The sequence below is a fragment of the Streptomyces sp. NPDC020731 genome (assembly GCF_044334705.1).
Taxonomy (GTDB): domain Bacteria; phylum Actinomycetota; class Actinomycetes; order Streptomycetales; family Streptomycetaceae; genus Streptomyces.
In genome coordinates this window covers 121,334-136,452 of sequence record NZ_JBIRTN010000014.1, presented here as the reverse complement: position 1 = coordinate 136,452, position 15,119 = coordinate 121,334, and the positions used below count along the sequence as shown (strand labels likewise).

The window sequence follows — 15,119 nt, the reverse complement described above, 5'->3', positions numbered from 1 at the left end:
GTCGATCAGCCCTGCCGGCCGCCGTTCACGTTTCTGACTCTCAGTGGTCGCATGCCCACGATGCCTTCGCCGTCGCGGCCTCCGCCCGATTGCGCAATGCACGTACCGCTTCGGCCGGGTCCGATGCCCCGTACACGGCGGATCCCGCGACGAAGACATCGGCACCGGCGTCCGCGCACCGCTCGATGGTGGACGCCGAGACCCCGCCGTCGACCTGGAGCCAGAGCTCCAGACCGTGCTTGCTGATCAACTCGCGGGTGCGGCGAATCTTCGGAAGCATGATGTCGAGAAAGGCCTGACCCCCGAATCCCGGCTCGACCGTCATGATCAGCAGCATGTCGAGTTCGGGGAGCAGGTCTTCGTACGGCTCGACGGGGGTCGCCGGCCTGAGCGCCATGGAGGCACGGGCGCCCTTGGCGCGGATCTCCCGGGCGAGCCGCACGGGCGCGGCGGCCGCCTCGACGTGGAAGGTGACCGAACCGGCCCCCGCCTCCACGTACTGGGGCGCCCATCGATCGGGGGCCTCGATCATCAGATGACAGTCCAGCGGAGTGTCCGTCGCACGGGCGAGCGACTCTACGACCGGCACGCCGAGTGTGAGGTTCGGGACGAAATGGTTGTCCATGACGTCGACGTGGAGCCAGTCGGCACCTGCCACGGCTTTCGCCTCGTCGGCGAGGCGGGAGAAGTCGGCGGACAGGATGCTGGGGTTGATCTGCGGGGCCATGACTCAAGCGTGCCATGCCCTCCGGGAGTTGTGTGCACGGGTCTCGTGCGGGGACGGTTGTGCGTAGCCTGCGGGCCGGTTGTGGCCGGTCGAGCCCGCTCGGCGGAGCCGAGGACGTTACTGCCCCGCGCCCCTTACGGGCGTTGCCGCGGAGGTGGCCATGACGGGTGACCGTGGTGTTGCGCAGCTGGTGTGCGGGCGGCGGTCCAAGTGGCTGGTGCTGGGGCTGTGGGTGGTGGTGCTGTTCGTGGTGGCGCCGTTCGCCCAGAAGCTGGCCGACGCGCAGGACAACGACGCGGCCTCGTGGCTGCCGGGGTCCGCGGAGTCCACGCAGGTGCTGGAGATCTCCGAGGACTTCCGGCCGGAACAGATCCCCGCGATCGTGGTCTACGCGCGGGAGAGCGGGCTGACCGCCGCCGACCGGGAACGGATCGACGAGGACGTGGCGCAGCTCGAGCAGCTGAGCGACCACGGCATCAGGGGAGACGAGACCCGCGGCCCGGTCTTCGACCGGCAGACCGGCCCGCGCGCCGCGCAGATCCTCGTGCCCATCACCATGGACGCGCAGGGCTGGGAGCGGATCGGCCCCGCGGTCGACTCGATCCGGGACGACGTCGGCGAGAGCGGCGGGGGACTCGCCGTGCACATCACGGGTCCGGGCGGCACCTCGGCGGACTTCGCCGAGGCGTTCGAGGGCATCGACTCCACTCTGCTGCTGTCCGCGACGGCCGTCGTCGTCGTGATGCTGCTGATCACCTACCGCAGCCCCACCCTGCTGCTGGTGCCGCTGCTCGCGGTGATCTGCGCGCTGTTCACGGCGCAGGCCCTGATCTACTTCCTGGCCGGGTACGCGGGTCTGACGGTCAACGGGCAGAGCGCCGGCATCCTCACCGTGCTCGTCTTCGGCGCGGGCACCGACTACGCCCTGCTGCTGGTCGCCCGCTACCGGGAGGAGCTGCGCCGGCACGAGGACCGGCACGAGGCGATGGCGCTGGCCCTGCACCGCGCGGGCCCGGCGGTGCTCGCCTCCGGCGCGACCGTCGTGCTGAGCATGCTGGTGCTGCTGACCGCGGAGATGAACTCCACGCGGGGTCTCGGTCCGGTCGCCGCGATCGGTGTCGCGGTCGCCCTGCTGGCCATGCTGACGCTGTTCCCGGCGCTGCTGGTCATCTGCGGCCGGTGGATCTTCTGGCCGGTGATCCCGCACCACGGCACCCCCGACCCGGCCGAGCGGGGCGTGTGGGCGCGCACGGGCCGCGGTATCGCCCGCCGCCCGCGCATGGTCTGGGGCGTGACAGCGGCGGTGCTGGCGATCTGCTCGCTGGGGTTGCTCCAGCTCCGCGCGGAGGGCATCGGCAACGCGGACGCGTTCACCGGGAAGCCGGACTCGATCACCGGGCAGGAGGTCTCCGCGCGGTACTTCCCGGCGGGCAGCGGCGATCCGCTGGTCGTCGTCGGCAATCAGGCGCAGGCCGAAGCGGTGGGCCGCGCGGTCGCCGGTACGGAGGGGGTCGTGCCGGAGTCCCTCGGTCTGCCCCCGGGCACGAAGCCGTCGTTCGAGGGCAAGGTGCTCTTCGAGGCCACCATGACCGCTCCGTCGGACAGCGAGGCGGCCAAGCAGACCGTGGAGCGGGTGCGCGACGCGGTGCATGCGGTGCCGGACGCCGACGCCCAGGTGGGCGGCGGTACGGCGGCGCTGCTGGACATGGACGGGGCGACCACCCACGACAACGTGCTGATCATCCCGCTGGTGCTGCTCGTGGTCCTGCTGATCCTGTGCGCGCTGCTGCGCGCCCTGGTCGCCCCGCTGCTGCTGATCGCGACGGTGATCCTGTCGTTCGCGGCGGCGCTCGGCCTCAGCACCCTGGCCTTCCGGCACGTCTTCGACTACGCGGGCGAGTCGACCGACTTCCCGCTGTTCGTCTTCGTCTTCCTGGTGGCGCTGGGCATCGACTACAACATCTTCCTGACCACCCGCATCCGCGAGGAGGCCGCCCGCCAGGGCACCCGGCCGGGCGTGGTCACCGGTCTCGCGGCCACGGGAGCCGTCATCACCTCGGCGGGCCTGGTCCTCGCCGGCACCTTCGCCGCCCTCGGCACGCTGCCCATGGTCGCGTTCGCCGAGATCGGCTTCGCGGTCGCCCTGGGCGTGCTCCTGGACACCTTCGTCGTGCGCTCGGTGCTGGTCACCTCCCTGTTCCTGGACGTGGGCCCGGAGGTGTGGTGGCCGCACCGGTCGGCCCGCGAGGACGGCGGCGAGGTGAGGGAGCCCGAGGAGAGCGTCAGCCGGTCCGGCGGATGAGGGCCAGGTACATTGCGTCGGTGCCGTGCAGATGCGGCCACAGCTGTACGTCGGGGCCCTCGCCCAGATCCGGTACGCCGGGCAGCAGCGGCCGGGCGTCGATCAGATCGGTGTCGGGGAACTGCTTGAGGAGGTCACTGACCACGGCCCGGGTCTCCGCGAGGTGCGGCGAGCAGGTGGCGTAGCCGACGACACCGCCGACCCGTACGGACTCCAGGGCGGTGCGCAGCAGCCCGCGCTGGAGGGGGGCGAAGCCGTCCAGGTCCTCCGGGCGGCGCCGCCAGCGTGCCTCGGGGCGGCGGCGCAGGGCCCCGAGCCCGGTGCACGGCACATCGACCAGCACCCGGTCGAAGCTTCCGGGACGCCACGGCGGGCGCGTCCCGTCGGCGGTGACGACCTGGTACGGCCCCGGGTTCCCGGCGAGCGCCTTCGCCACCAGTCCGGCCCGGTGCGGCTGCTTCTCGGAGGCGAGCAGCACGGCGCCCCGCTCGGCGGCGAGCGCGCCGAGCAGCGCGGCCTTCCCGCCCGGTCCGGCGCACCCGTCCAGCCACATCCGGTCGGGGCCCTCGACGGGCGCGGCGGCGAGCGCGAGCGCGACCAGCTGGCTGCCCTCGTCCTGCACACCGGCCCGGCCCTGGGCGACCGCCGTGATGGCGCCCGGCTCCCCGCCCTCGGCGAGCCGCACCGCGTACGGCGACCAGCGGCCGGTGACGGCGGCCTCCTCGTCGAGCAGTTCGGTGGTGGTCGCCCGCCCGGGACGGGCGACCAGGGTCACCTCGGGCCGCTCGTTGTCGGCCCGCAGCAGCTCCTCGATGCCGGCGCGTCCGCCGCCGAGGGAGTCCCACAGCGCGGAGACGACCCAGCGGGGGTGGGAGTGCACGACGGCGAGGTGGTCCTCGGGGTCCTCGTCGTAGGGCGGCGCGACCCGCTCCAGCCAGCCGTCGAGATCGTCCTGCGCGATCTTGCGCAGCACGGCGTTGACGAACTTGGCGCGGCCGTCGCCGAGCACCACCCGCGCCAGTTCGACCGTGGCGGACACGGCGGCGTGCGTGGGGATGCGCGTCCCCAGCAGCTGGTGCGCGCCGAGGTTCAGCACGTCCAGCACCGGCGGGTCCACCTCGCGCAGCGGCCGGTCGACACAGGCGGCGACGACCGCGTCGTACGTCCCCTGGCGGCGCAGCGTGCCGTACACCAGCTCGGTGGCCAGCGCCGCGTCGCGGGCGTCGAAGTCGCCGCCCTCGCGCGCCTTGCGCAGCAGCGGGGGCAGGACGAGGTTGGCGTACGCGTCCCGCTCGTCGACGGCCCGCAGGGCCTCGAAGGCGAGGATGCGGACGGGGTCCTTCTTGGGCCGGCGGTAGGGCTTGGCGGGCCTGCGGGGCTGGTCGCTCACGAAAAAGGTGCTCCGGATGTGGGGTGAAGTGCGCGGTCCAGCCTACGTCGTGCGGGTTCCGGAGGCGTCAGGCGCCGACGCTCTCCCCGGCGGCGATCCGCACCCCGCGCGCCCAGTCCGCCGCCCGCATCGGCTTCTTGCCCTGGGCCTGCACCCACAGCAGCTCCACGGCGTACGAACCGGTGCCCACGTACACGTTGTTCTTGCCGACGGACAGCTGCCCGGGCGCGAGGTCGGTCAGCTCCGGTACGGGGGCGGCCTGCACGATCTTCAGCCGCTCGCCCCGGAAGGTGGTCCAGGCGCCGGGCGCGGGGGTGCAGCCGCGCACCACGCGGTCGACGCGCAGGGCCGGGGTGCCCCAGTCGACGTGGGCGTCCTCGACGGTGACCTTGGGAGCGAGGCTGATGCCGTCGGCGGGCTGCGGCACGGCCTTCAGGGTGCCGTCCTCGACGCCGTCCATGGTGGCGGCGAGCAGCCCGGCGCCGGCGAAGGCGAGCCGGGTGAGCAGGTCGCCGCTGGTGTCGGTGGGGCGGATCTCCTCGGTGACGGTGCCGTAGACCGGCCCGGAGTCGAGGCCCTCCTCGATGAGGAAGGTGGCGGCGCCGGTGATCTCGTCGCCGGCCATGATGGCGTGCTGCACGGGTGCGGCGCCGCGCCAGGCGGGCAGCAGCGAGAAGTGCAGGTTGACCCAGCCCCGGGCGGGGATGTCGAGGGCGGCCTTGGGGAGGAGGGCTCCGTAGGCGACGACGGGGCAGCAGTCCGGCGCGATCGCCTTGAGCCGCTCCAGGAACTCGGGATCCCTGGGCCTGCCCGGCTTCAGCACCTCGATCCCGGCCTCCTCCGCCCGCTCGGCGACGGGGGAGGCGACGAGCCTGCGCCCCCGCCCGGCGGGTGCGTCGGGTCGCGTGACGACGGCGGCCACCTCGTGCCGCCCGGAGGCGAGAAGAGCGTCCAGTGCGGGAACGGCGACCTCGGGGGTACCGGCGAAGACGAGCCTCATGGGGTGCTGGGGGCCTCTCGGGCGGGGACGGACACGGGCGGCGCACCAGTCTATGGGGTCTCCACGGGACCACCCGTGCGGGGAGAGCCGCCGGCGGCGAGGCGGCCCCACGGCGGACGTCCACCCCCGACCCACTGGAAACGGGCGGTGCGCGAGTGGGAGACGTGCCGAGGCCGAAGGCCGGGGCGCACCCCCACGGGGGCGTACGCATATGCCGCCACGCCCCCACCCCGTGACCCGCGGAGCGCTCCCGCGTTGGTCAAGAAAGAGTTGACCACGGGCCCCGACACGGGCTCAATTCCTTTCACGCCGGTTCGAGAGGCTTGTTCATGGCCGACCATGCAACCCACGACGCCCAGGCTCGGGCCAGCCTGCACCTGCTGGTGCGGGACATCGAGCGGGTCCGTCGGCAGGTGGACGCGCTGCGCACGCTCACCGCCCAGCTGGGCAACGTCTACCGCCCGCGACGCCCCGGCCCCTCCACCGGCTTCGTCGTCTACGGACGCGCCCCCGCCCCCACGGTCCGTCTCGCCCAGGAGCTGCGGGACAGTGTCGAGACCCTGGTCACGGCGGCCGTGGACTTCGACCGTTCCCTGGGCTTCTCGTGGGACGCCGTGGGCTCGGCGCTCGGGGTCACCAAGCAGGCGGTCCACCGCCGCTACGGCGCCCGCCGTGCCGCCGCCCAGGCGTCGACGGCCGCCGAGGCCGCCGCGGAGACGTCGGACACGCGCACGGTGAACGCGGTCGCCGGCGTCACCACGGTGCCGACGGTCCCCGCGGCCCACTCCATGCCGACCCAGCCCACGGCCGGCAGTCCGTCCCTCCGCGACGACCCACGCCCGCCGGCCTTACCCGCCCCCCGCAACGGCTGAGCCCCGCTCGCCGCGCCACACCGCGCCCTCCCGGACGCACCGCCCCCGGGAGGGCGCGGCACATCCCGGCGGGTTCAGCCGATGTCCGGGGGGTCGACGCGGACCCATACGGGGGTGCTCCCGCCCCGGGCCATGCGTGTCGCCTGGGCGGACTTCAGCGCGGCGGTCAGTGCGGCGCCGTTGCCGGGAGGTACCCGGACCAGTGCCCGGTCCCAGTGTTCGCCGGGGGGCGGTGCGCCCGGTCGGCGCGGGCGGCCCGCCGGGGTGACCGGCAGGGGCACCGGGCCCAGGATCTCCGCCCGCGCGGGCAGCTCCACCGCGCGGAGGAACTCGGCCACCGCCTCACCCGGTCCCGACACCGCCGCCATCCGGGACACCGGCGGGAACCCCAGTTCGCCCCGCTCGGCCAGTTCTCGTACGGCGTGCCCGACCGGGTCCCACCGGACCAGCGCCTGCACGGGCCGCAGGGTCGGCTCGGCGACCACGACCACCGTGCCGCCCGCCGACTGCGGTCGGACCAACGCCGCCGCGCCGATCCAGCGGCGCAACGCCTCCTCCCCGGCCCGCAGATCGGGCCGGCTCAGCATGGCCCACCCGTCCAGCAGCAGTGCCGCCGCGTATCCGCCCTCGGCCACCGGCTCCGCGCCGGGTGTGCTCACCACCAGCGCGGGTGTCCCCGGCACCGTGTCCAGCACATGCTCGCGCCCCGAGGTCCGCACCGGGACCGCGGGGAAGGCGCGGCCCAGTTCCTCGGCGGTCCGCCGCGCCCCGACCACCTGGGCCCGCAACCGGAACCCGCCGCACTCGGGGCAGTGCCAGCCGCTCTCCTCGCGCCCGCACCATTCACACCGCAGATCGTCGGACCCCTGCGCCTGCAGCGGCCCGGAGCAGTGCCGGCACCGCGCGGGGGCCCGGCAGCCGGCGCACGCCATCCGCGGCACATATCCACGGCGGGGCACCTGCACGAGCACCGGCCCGTGCCGCAGCCCCTCCCTGGCGGCCTGCCAGGCGAGGCTCGGCAACCGCGCCGCGCGGGCGGCCTCGTCACGCGCGAGGTCCTGGTCCCCCACCGTCCGCACCAGCGGCGCGGCGGCCCGCACCCGCTCCCTCCCGGCGACCAGCGGTCGGGCCCAGCCGGTCTCCACCAGCTGGGCGGCCTCCACGGTGCAGTGCCGGCTGCCCAGCAGGAAGCCGCACCTGTCCTGTGCCGCCCGCAGCAGCAGCACCTCACGGGCATGCGGCTGCGGGGCGTGCTGCTCACTGTGGCTGTCGTCGCCGTCGTCCCAGACGGCGACCAGTCCGAGATCCCGCACCGGCGCGAACATCGCCGCCCGGGTCCCGACGACGGCCCGTACGGAGCCCCGCCGCACGGCGAGCCACCGCGCGTACCGCTTCTCCGGCCCGGCGTCGGCGGTGAGGACCGCGTGCCGCCCCTCCCCCAGCAGCTCGGTGAGCGCCGCGTCGACGCGGGCCACGGCCCTTCCGTCCGGCAGGACGACCAGCGCGCCGCGCCCGGAGGCCAGGGTCGCGGCGACGGCCCGGGCCAGTTCCTCGCTCCACCGCGGCCCCGGCAGCGCGTTCCACACGGCCCGTGGGGCGCCTCCCGAGGCCAGTGACTCCAGGAAGGCGGGCCCCTGCTCGTACCGCTCCCAGGAGCCGGGTGCGGGCGCCGGAGGCGGCGGCAGCGGGTCGGGCGAGGGCCGTTGCTCCGCGCGGGCGTTGCGTGGCGGCACGGCGAGCTGGAGGACGTCGGCGAGGCTGCCCGCGTACCGGTCGGCGACCGCGCGGGCGAGGGACAGCAGTTCCTCGCCGAGCACCGGTTCGGGCGAGACGACCTGCGCCAGCGCCGCCAGGGGCCCCGAGTAGTCGGACTCGGCGAGCCGCTCGACGAGGAACCCGTCGATCAGTCCGCCGCCCTCGCGCCGCCCCTCCCGCACCCGGTGCCGTCCGGCCCCGAACCGCACCCGCACCCGCACCCCCGGCTGCGCGTCGGCGTCCAGCTCCTCGGGCACGGCGTAGTCGAAGTAGCGGTCGAGATGGAGCACGCCCTTGTCGACGAGGACCCGGGCGACGGGCAGTTCCCCGGCGAGCGCGGCGCCCCGCCAGGTGCGAGGTTTGGCCCGGGGTGCCCTGGCCTTGCGCACGCTCTCCCGGATGAGCGCGAGCTGCTCGGGCGGCGCGCCCTCCGCACCGCCGTCCTGCTGTCCGTTCTCGCTGCTCACGCCTGCATTCTTACCAAACGCCACTGACAGCGGCGCCGGGCCCGAGATCGGTCTCGGGTACGGACGGACGCCCGAAGGCGCTTCTGCCTTGGGCCACTCGGCCATACCGGTCCAGGGCCGGCAGCAGGATTCGAACCTGCGGGGGGATCACCCGGAAGTATCCGTGCCCTTCGCACCGGGCCGTGACGCCGCTGTACCGCGAGCGTAGAACTCACTCGTGCGGCGTGCACGGGCATTTACGGTGCCTCGTACGCGCCGAGGCCCGGCGGCCCCTCGAAAAGGGGCCGCCGGGCCTCGTGGAGACGCGGGGTGGGACCTACAGTCCCGCCGCCTTGCGCAGGGCGTCCACGCGGTCGGTGCGCTCCCAGGTGAAGTCGGGCAGCTCACGGCCGAAGTGGCCGTAGGCGGCGGTCTGGGCGTAGATCGGGCGCAGCAGGTCGAGGTCGCGGATGATCGCGGCCGGGCGGAGGTCGAAGACCTCGTCGATGGCCTTCTCGATCTTCTCGGTGTCGATCGTGGCGGTGCCGAAGGTCTCGACGAACAGACCGACCGGCTCGGCCTTGCCGATGGCGTAGGCCACCTGGACCTCGCAGCGGGAGGCGAGGCCGGCCGCGACGACGTTCTTGGCGACCCAGCGCATCGCGTACGCCGCCGAGCGGTCCACCTTGGACGGGTCCTTGCCGGAGAAGGCGCCGCCGCCGTGGCGGGCCATGCCGCCGTAGGTGTCGATGATGATCTTGCGGCCGGTGAGGCCGGCGTCGCCCATCGGGCCGCCGATCTCGAAGCGGCCGGTCGGGTTCACCAGCAGCCGGTACTTCTCGGTGTCGAGCTTGATGCCCTCGTCCAGGAGCGCCTTCAGCTCCGGCTCCACGACGAACTCGCGGATGTCGGGGGCGAGCAGCGACTCCAGGTCGATGTCGGAAGCGTGCTGCGAGGAGACGACCACGGTGTCCAGACGGACCGCCTTGTCGCCGTCGTACTCGATGGTGACCTGGGTCTTGCCGTCGGGGCGCAGGTAGGGGATGGTCCCGTTCTTGCGCACGTCGGACAGGCGCTTGGACAGACGGTGCGCGAGGAAGACCGGCAGCGGCATCAGCGTCGGCGTCTCGTCCGTCGCGTAGCCGAACATCAGGCCCTGGTCGCCGGCGCCCTGCCGGTCCAGCTCGTCGTCGTCGCCCTCCACACGGGCCTCGTACGCCGCGTCGACACCCTGCGCGATGTCCGGGGACTGCGCGCCGATCGACACCGAGACGCCGCAGGAGGCGCCGTCGAAGCCCTTCTTGGAGGAGTCGTAGCCGATCTCCAGGATCTTGTTGCGCACCAGCGTCGCGATGTCCGCGTACGTCTTGGTGGTGACCTCGCCGGCCACGTGCACCAGGCCGGTGGTGATCAGGGTCTCGACGGCGACCCGGGAGGTCGGGTCCTCGCGGAGGAGCGCGTCGAGAATGGTGTCGCTGATCTGGTCAGCGATCTTGTCGGGGTGACCCTCGGTCACGGACTCCGAGGTGAACAGACGACGGGACACAACGCTCCCTGGGGTTGCAGCGGCTGCTGGCTGATCATTGGCGGACGGCGGGGGCTGCACCCGTACGCCGTCCGTGGAACAGTTTATCGGTCGCGCTTCGCCACGGGTCCCCCTGTCTCGCCTCGCGAGAGCGCTGTGACCTGCGGCACGGGCATTCTGCCCATGCCGAGCGGCGTTGGCCAGAGGCGCCACGCCCCGACGGACGAGGTTTCGGGGATCCGGGCGACGAATGAATCACTCATCCCAGGCGTTCGGCCACCAGGTCCCACACGGTTTCGGCCAGGGCTTCCTTCGGGCCGTGCGCGACGGGGGTCTCGCTGCCGTCGGCGCCCAGCACCACGGCCTCGTTCTCCTCGGAGCCGAAGGTCTTGTGCTCCCCCACCTCGTTCACCACCAGCAGATCGCAGCCCTTGCGCTTCAGTTTGGCGCGGCCGTTGGCGAGCACGTCGTCGGTCTCGGCGGCGAAGCCGACGATCACCTGTCCGGCGCGCGCCCGGGCACCGGAGATCTCGGCGAGGATGTCCGGATTCCGCACCAGGGTGACGGGCTCGGGCTCCCGGTCGTCCTTCTTCTTGATCTTGCCGGTGGCGTAGGCGGCCGGCCGGAAGTCGGCGACGGCCGCGGCCATGACCACGGCGTCCGCGTCCGCGGCGGCGCCGAGGACGGCCTCACGCAGCTCCACGGCGGTCCCGACCCGGACGAGATCCACGCCCGCCGGGTCGGGCAGGGCGGTGTCGGCCGCGATCAGCGTGACCCGGGCGCCGCGGGCGGCGGCGGTGCGGGCGAGGGCGTAGCCCTGCTTGCCGGAGGAGCGGTTGCCGAGGAAGCGGACGGGGTCGAGGGGCTCGCGGGTGCCTCCGGCACTGACGACGACGTGCCGGCCCTCGAGGTCGGGCTCGGTGACACCGCGGGCCAGCACCCGGCGGCAGAGTTCGAAGATCTCACCCGGGTCGGGCAGCCGGCCCTTGCCGGTGTCGACGCCGGTGAGACGGCCGACGGCCGGTTCGATCACGACGGCGCCGCGGCGGCGCAGAGTGGCCACGTTCTCCCGGGTGGCCGGGTGCTCCCACATCTCGGTGTGCATGGCGGGGGCGAAGACCACCGGGCAGCGGGCGGTGAGCAGCGTGTTGGTGAGCAGGTCGTCGGCCAGGCCGTGGGCCGCCCTGGCCAGCGTGTCGGCGGTGGCGGGGGCGACGACCACCAGGTCGGCGTGCTGTCCGATGCGGACGTGCGGCACCTCGTGGACGTCGTCCCAGACCTCGGTGGAGACCGGGTTGCCGGAGAGCGCGGACCACGTGGCGGCGCCGACGAAGTGCAGCGCGGAGGCGGTGGGGACGACCCGGACGTCGTGTCCCGACTCCGTCAGCCGCCTGAGCAGCTCGCAGGCCTTGTACGCGGCGATGCCGCCGCTGACCCCCAGAACGACCTTCGGCTTGTCCACCGTCTCTCCCCGGACCTCGGAAATGTGCGACCACCCCCATGAGACACCACAGGCCCGGCAGACGTGCTGCCGGGCCTGTGGAAAAGTCAGCTGCAAACAGCCGATACGACTTACCGACCGATTACTGACCGGGGCCTTCGACGGCCTCGGAGGTCAGCAGTCCCGCGTTGATCTCGCGCAGGGCGATCGAGAGCGGCTTCTCGTGGACGTGGGTGTCGACGAGGGGACCGACGTACTCGAGCAGACCCTCGCCGAGCTGCGAGTAGTACGCGTTGATCTGGCGGGCCCGCTTGGCCGCGTAGATCACGAGGCTGTACTTCGAGTCCGTGGCCTCGAGGAGCTCGTCGATCGGCGGGTTGATGATGCCCTCGGGCGCGGAGATGGAAGAGGACACGCTCTACCTTCCGATGGATGGGAAAGATTCAGTCGGCGCGACCGGTGAACGACTGCTCACGATCACACGACGTTCGTCAAGGCTAGCAGCTCGCGGGCCACGTCCTCGACGGAGGTGTTGACCAGGGTGGTGTCGAACTCCGGCTCGGCGGCCAGTTCGGCCTTCGCGGCCTCCAGCCGGCGCTCGATGACCTCGGGCGACTCGGTGCCCCGGCCCGTGAGCCTGCGCACGAGCTCCTCCCAGGAGGGAGGAGCCAGGAACACCAGCTGGGCCTCGGCCATGGACTCGCGGACCTGCCGCGCGCCCTGGAGGTCGATCTCCAGCAGCACGGGCACACCCGCCTCCAGGTGCTCCAGCACCGCCGCACGGGGGGTGCCGTAGCGGTTGCCGGCGAACTCGGCCCACTCCAGCAGCTCGCCGTTGGCGATCAGCTTGTCCATCTCCTCGTCGGTGACGAAGAAGTAGTGGACTCCGTGCTGCTCCCCGGGGCGGGGCGTGCGGGTCGTCGCCGACACCGAGAGCCAGACCCCGGGGTGTTCCTTGCGCATATGGGCGACGACCGTGCTCTTGCCGACCCCGGAGGGGCCGGAGAGCACGGTCAGCCGCGGACGTTCAGTCATGCAGCGATTATTCCAGCAATCACGGGATGTCCGGGACGCCGGTCCCGGACTGCCCCGTACTCAGGAGCCGGTGCTGCCGAACTCGCGCTCCAGGGAGGCGATCTGGTTGGAACCGAGACCGCGTACACGGCGGCTCTCGGAGATACCCAGTCGCTCCATGATCTGCTTGGCGCGGACCTTGCCCACGCCCGGCAGGGACTCCAGCAGGGCGGAGACCTTCATCTTGCCGATGACGTCGTTCTCCTGGCCCTGCTTGATGACCTCGTGAAGGGAGGCGCCGGAGTGCTTGAGTCGATTCTTGACCTCGGCCCGCTCCCGGCGAGCCGCGGCGGCCTTTTCGAGCGCGGCTGCGCGCTGTTCAGGGGTAAGGGGCGGAAGAGCCACGCCTACGTCACCTCGGATGTCGAACTGTCGGATACGGACCGGTGAGGAACTTGGTCGCCCCACACCAGGGGAGCCACGGGCAACACCTTCGCCCGTTCACTCTCCGTCGGAGACTAGCGGCCAACTCCGCCGGAGTCAGCGAGAACTGCGGAAAAGTCCTGGTCAGCCTCCACCAGGACGGACATTTAAGACATAATCCCCTGGATTTGAGAATGTATCCAGGGTCCGGCGACCACGGATTCCCTCGTCGGAGGGGTTCAGGCCGCCGACACGGCGGCCCTGATCTCCTCCGCGAACCGCTCCGCGGCGTCACGCAGAGCGACCGCGTGGGGACCGTGGCGCAACACTCCCCGGCTGACGTTCGGCACCACATTGCGCACCGCGCCGCCGAAGACCGCCGGAAGATCGGCCGCCGCGGCGCCCTGCGCACCGATACCGGGCGCGAGGATCGGCCCTCCCATGTCCAGGTCGTACGAGGAGAGGTCGCCGAGCGTCGCGCCGACCACCGCGCCGAAGGACCCGAGCGGCTCCTCGCCGGCGTTCTCGACGGCCAGGTGCCCGAGCATGGTCGCCCCGACGGTGCGCCCGTCGGCGCGGATCGCGTGCTGGACCTCGCCGCCCTCCGGGTTGGACGTCAGCGCCAGCACGAACAGCCCGGTGCCGGTCTCCCGGGCCAGCGCGACGGCCGGGCTGAGCGAGCCGTAGCCGAGGTACGGCGAGACGGTGAGCGCGTCGGAGAACAGGGGCGCGTCCTTGTGCAGGAAGGACTCGGCGTAGGCGGCCATGGTGGAGCCGATGTCACCGCGCTTGGCGTCCATGACGACCAGCGCCCCGGCCTCCCGCGCCTCGCGCACCGTCGTCTCCAGGACGGCGACCCCGCGCGAGCCGAAGCGCTCGAAGAAGGCGCTCTGCGGCTTGAGCACGGCGATCCGGTCGGCCACCGCCTCGACGACCGTGCGGCTGAACCGCTCCAGGCCCGTGACGTCGTCGTTCAGGCCCCACTCGGTGAGCAGGGAGGCGTGCGGGTCGATGCCCACGCAGAGCGGGCCCCGCTCGTCCATCGCGCGGCGCAGCCGCGCGCCGAAGGGTTCCGGACCGGTCATACCGTTGTCCTCACGTCGGCGCCCACCGCGTCGGCGAGCGTGGCATACGGGCTGGTGCGCAGCCGCGCGGTGAGCCCCTTGTGCATGGCTCGGCCCCAGAAGGGGCCTTCGTAGATGAAGGCGCTGTACCCCTGGACCAGCGTGGCACCGGCCAGGATGCGCTGCCAGGCGTCCTCGGCGTTCTCGATGCCGCCGACGCCGACCAGGGTGATCCGGTCGCCCACGCGCGCGTAGAGGCGGCGCAGCACCTCGAGGGAGCGTGCCTTGAGGGGTGCGCCGGAGAGGCCGCCGGTCTCCTGGACGAGGGCGGGTGAGGACGTCAGGCCGAGTCCCTCGCGCGCGATGGTGGTGTTGGTGGCGATGATCCCGTCCAGGCCGAGTTCCACGGCGAGGTCGGCGACCGCGTCGACGTCCTCGTCGGCGAGGTCGGGGGCGATCTTCACCAGCAGCGGCACCCGGTGGGCCGGGACGGTCCGGTCGGCGGCCTCGCGGACGGCGGCGAGCAGCGGGCGCAGGTGGTCCACGGCCTGGAGGTCGCGCAGTCCGGGCGTGTTCGGGGAGGAGACGTTGACGACCAGGTAGTCGGCGTACGGCGCCAGCCGCTCGGCGGACTTCACGTAGTCGGCGACGGCCTCGTCCTCCGGTACGGCCTTGGTCTTGCCGATGTTGACGCCGACCACGGTCCTGAAGACGGGCGAGCGGGAGGCCAGGCGCGCGGCGACGGTGAGCGAGCCCTCGTTGTTGAAGCCCATGCGGTTGATCAGCGCCCGGTCCGCGACGAGACGGAACAGCCGCTTCCTGGGGTTGCCGGGCTGCGGCTCCCCGGTCACCGTGCCGATCTCGACGTGGTCGAAGCCGAGCATCGCCATGCCGTCGATGCCGACGGCGTTCTTGTCGAAGCCGGCGGCGAGGCCGAAGGGGCTGTGCAGGCGCAGCCCGAGCGCCTCGGTGCGCAGCTCCTTGTGACGGGGGGCCAGCACGGCGGCGACGAAGGTGCGCAGACCGGGAACGCGCGCGACAAGACGGATCCAGCGGAAGGCCAGATGGTGGGCCTGCTCGGGGTCCATCCGCCGGAAGAGCAGAGTGAAGAGAATCTTGTACATGGTGTCCTCATGAAGAGGGGGACACCGTTTCCGGTG

Annotated in this window: 13 protein-coding genes; 2 read left to right on the top strand and 11 right to left on the bottom strand. The window is 72.8% G+C overall.

The features are described from left to right. Positions 1–40: 40 nt before the first annotated feature. Positions 41–727, bottom strand: coding sequence for a ribulose-phosphate 3-epimerase (gene rpe, locus ACH4VX_RS22475; protein WP_398369460.1), 687 nt, complete (start codon positions 725–727; stop codon positions 41–43). Between the two features lie 160 nt (positions 728–887). On the opposite strand from rpe, the gene ACH4VX_RS22470 reads away from it, so the two are divergent. Then, the gene (locus tag ACH4VX_RS22470; RefSeq protein WP_398369459.1) at positions 888–3,029 is read left to right on the top strand and encodes an MMPL family transporter; all 2,142 of its coding nucleotides are present in this window, start codon (positions 888–890) and stop codon (positions 3,027–3,029) included. Here ACH4VX_RS22470 and ACH4VX_RS22465 read toward each other — a convergent pair. Together ACH4VX_RS22465 and fmt are read right to left on the bottom strand one after the other, a co-directional pair. Continuing rightward, entirely contained in the window at positions 3,010–4,419 is a 1,410-nt protein-coding gene (locus ACH4VX_RS22465) for an RsmB/NOP family class I SAM-dependent RNA methyltransferase (RefSeq protein WP_398369457.1), read from the bottom strand. The genes ACH4VX_RS22470 and ACH4VX_RS22465 overlap by 20 nt on opposite strands. A 67-nt stretch (positions 4,420–4,486) precedes the next feature. Then, on the bottom strand, positions 4,487–5,419 hold the full coding sequence (gene fmt / locus ACH4VX_RS22460) for a methionyl-tRNA formyltransferase (RefSeq protein WP_398369455.1): 933 nt from the start codon (positions 5,417–5,419) through the stop codon (positions 4,487–4,489). A 329-nt stretch (positions 5,420–5,748) separates the two neighbouring features. On the opposite strand from fmt, the gene ACH4VX_RS22455 reads away from it, so the two are divergent. Beyond that, positions 5,749–6,291, top strand: coding sequence for a hypothetical protein (locus ACH4VX_RS22455; protein ID WP_398369454.1), 543 nt, complete (start codon positions 5,749–5,751; stop codon positions 6,289–6,291). Positions 6,292–6,365: 74 nt separating this feature from the next. On the opposite strand, the gene ACH4VX_RS22450 is transcribed toward ACH4VX_RS22455, so the two are convergent. The 8 genes from ACH4VX_RS22450 to ACH4VX_RS22415 form a co-directional block, all read right to left on the bottom strand. Next, complete coding sequence (locus ACH4VX_RS22450) at positions 6,366–8,513, bottom strand: primosomal protein N' (protein ID WP_398369452.1); 2,148 nt, start codon at positions 8,511–8,513, stop codon at positions 6,366–6,368. Between the two features lie 316 nt (positions 8,514–8,829). Further along, complete coding sequence (gene metK / locus ACH4VX_RS22445) at positions 8,830–10,038, bottom strand: methionine adenosyltransferase (protein ID WP_398369450.1); 1,209 nt, start codon at positions 10,036–10,038, stop codon at positions 8,830–8,832. A 238-nt stretch (positions 10,039–10,276) separates the two neighbouring features. After that, a complete protein-coding gene (coaBC, locus tag ACH4VX_RS22440) occupies positions 10,277–11,479 on the bottom strand; it encodes a bifunctional phosphopantothenoylcysteine decarboxylase/phosphopantothenate--cysteine ligase CoaBC (protein WP_398369448.1) in 1,203 nt (400 codons plus the stop codon). Positions 11,480–11,600: 121 nt separating this feature from the next. After that, entirely contained in the window at positions 11,601–11,873 is a 273-nt protein-coding gene (rpoZ, locus tag ACH4VX_RS22435; protein ID WP_004933985.1) for a DNA-directed RNA polymerase subunit omega, read from the bottom strand. A 62-nt stretch (positions 11,874–11,935) separates the two neighbouring features. Next, a complete protein-coding gene (gene gmk, locus ACH4VX_RS22430; RefSeq protein ID WP_398369445.1) occupies positions 11,936–12,493 on the bottom strand; it encodes a guanylate kinase in 558 nt (185 codons plus the stop codon). A gap of 60 nt (positions 12,494–12,553) precedes the next feature. Continuing rightward, positions 12,554–12,877, bottom strand: coding sequence for an integration host factor (locus ACH4VX_RS22425; RefSeq protein ID WP_003977346.1), 324 nt, complete (start codon positions 12,875–12,877; stop codon positions 12,554–12,556). A gap of 257 nt (positions 12,878–13,134) precedes the next feature. Continuing rightward, the gene (gene pyrF, locus ACH4VX_RS22420) at positions 13,135–13,980 is read right to left on the bottom strand and encodes an orotidine-5'-phosphate decarboxylase (RefSeq protein WP_398369444.1); all 846 of its coding nucleotides are present in this window, start codon (positions 13,978–13,980) and stop codon (positions 13,135–13,137) included. Further along, positions 13,977–15,083 carry a quinone-dependent dihydroorotate dehydrogenase gene (locus ACH4VX_RS22415; RefSeq protein WP_398369442.1) on the bottom strand — a complete coding sequence of 369 codons (1,107 nt, stop codon included), beginning with the start codon at positions 15,081–15,083 and terminating at the stop codon, positions 13,977–13,979. Before ACH4VX_RS22415 ends, pyrF begins: the two co-directional genes overlap by 4 nt. Between the last annotated feature and the right edge of the window lie 36 nt (positions 15,084–15,119).

What these genes read in the sequence shown, in the direction of transcription:
- ACH4VX_RS22415 (WP_398369442.1), bottom strand. Translation starts at nt 15,083, where the DNA reads ATGTACAAGATTCTCTTCACTCTGCTCTTCCGGCGGATGGACCCCGAG.
- ACH4VX_RS22455 (WP_398369454.1), top strand. Translation starts at nt 5,749, where the DNA reads ATGGCCGACCATGCAACCCACGACGCCCAGGCTCGGGCCAGCCTGCAC.
- rpe (WP_398369460.1), bottom strand. Translation starts at nt 727, where the DNA reads ATGGCCCCGCAGATCAACCCCAGCATCCTGTCCGCCGACTTCTCCCGC.
- pyrF (WP_398369444.1), bottom strand. Translation starts at nt 13,980, where the DNA reads ATGACCGGTCCGGAACCCTTCGGCGCGCGGCTGCGCCGCGCGATGGAC.
- ACH4VX_RS22470 (WP_398369459.1), top strand. Translation starts at nt 888, where the DNA reads ATGACGGGTGACCGTGGTGTTGCGCAGCTGGTGTGCGGGCGGCGGTCC.
- fmt (WP_398369455.1), bottom strand. Translation starts at nt 5,419, where the DNA reads ATGAGGCTCGTCTTCGCCGGTACCCCCGAGGTCGCCGTTCCCGCACTG.
- gmk (WP_398369445.1), bottom strand. Translation starts at nt 12,493, where the DNA reads ATGACTGAACGTCCGCGGCTGACCGTGCTCTCCGGCCCCTCCGGGGTC.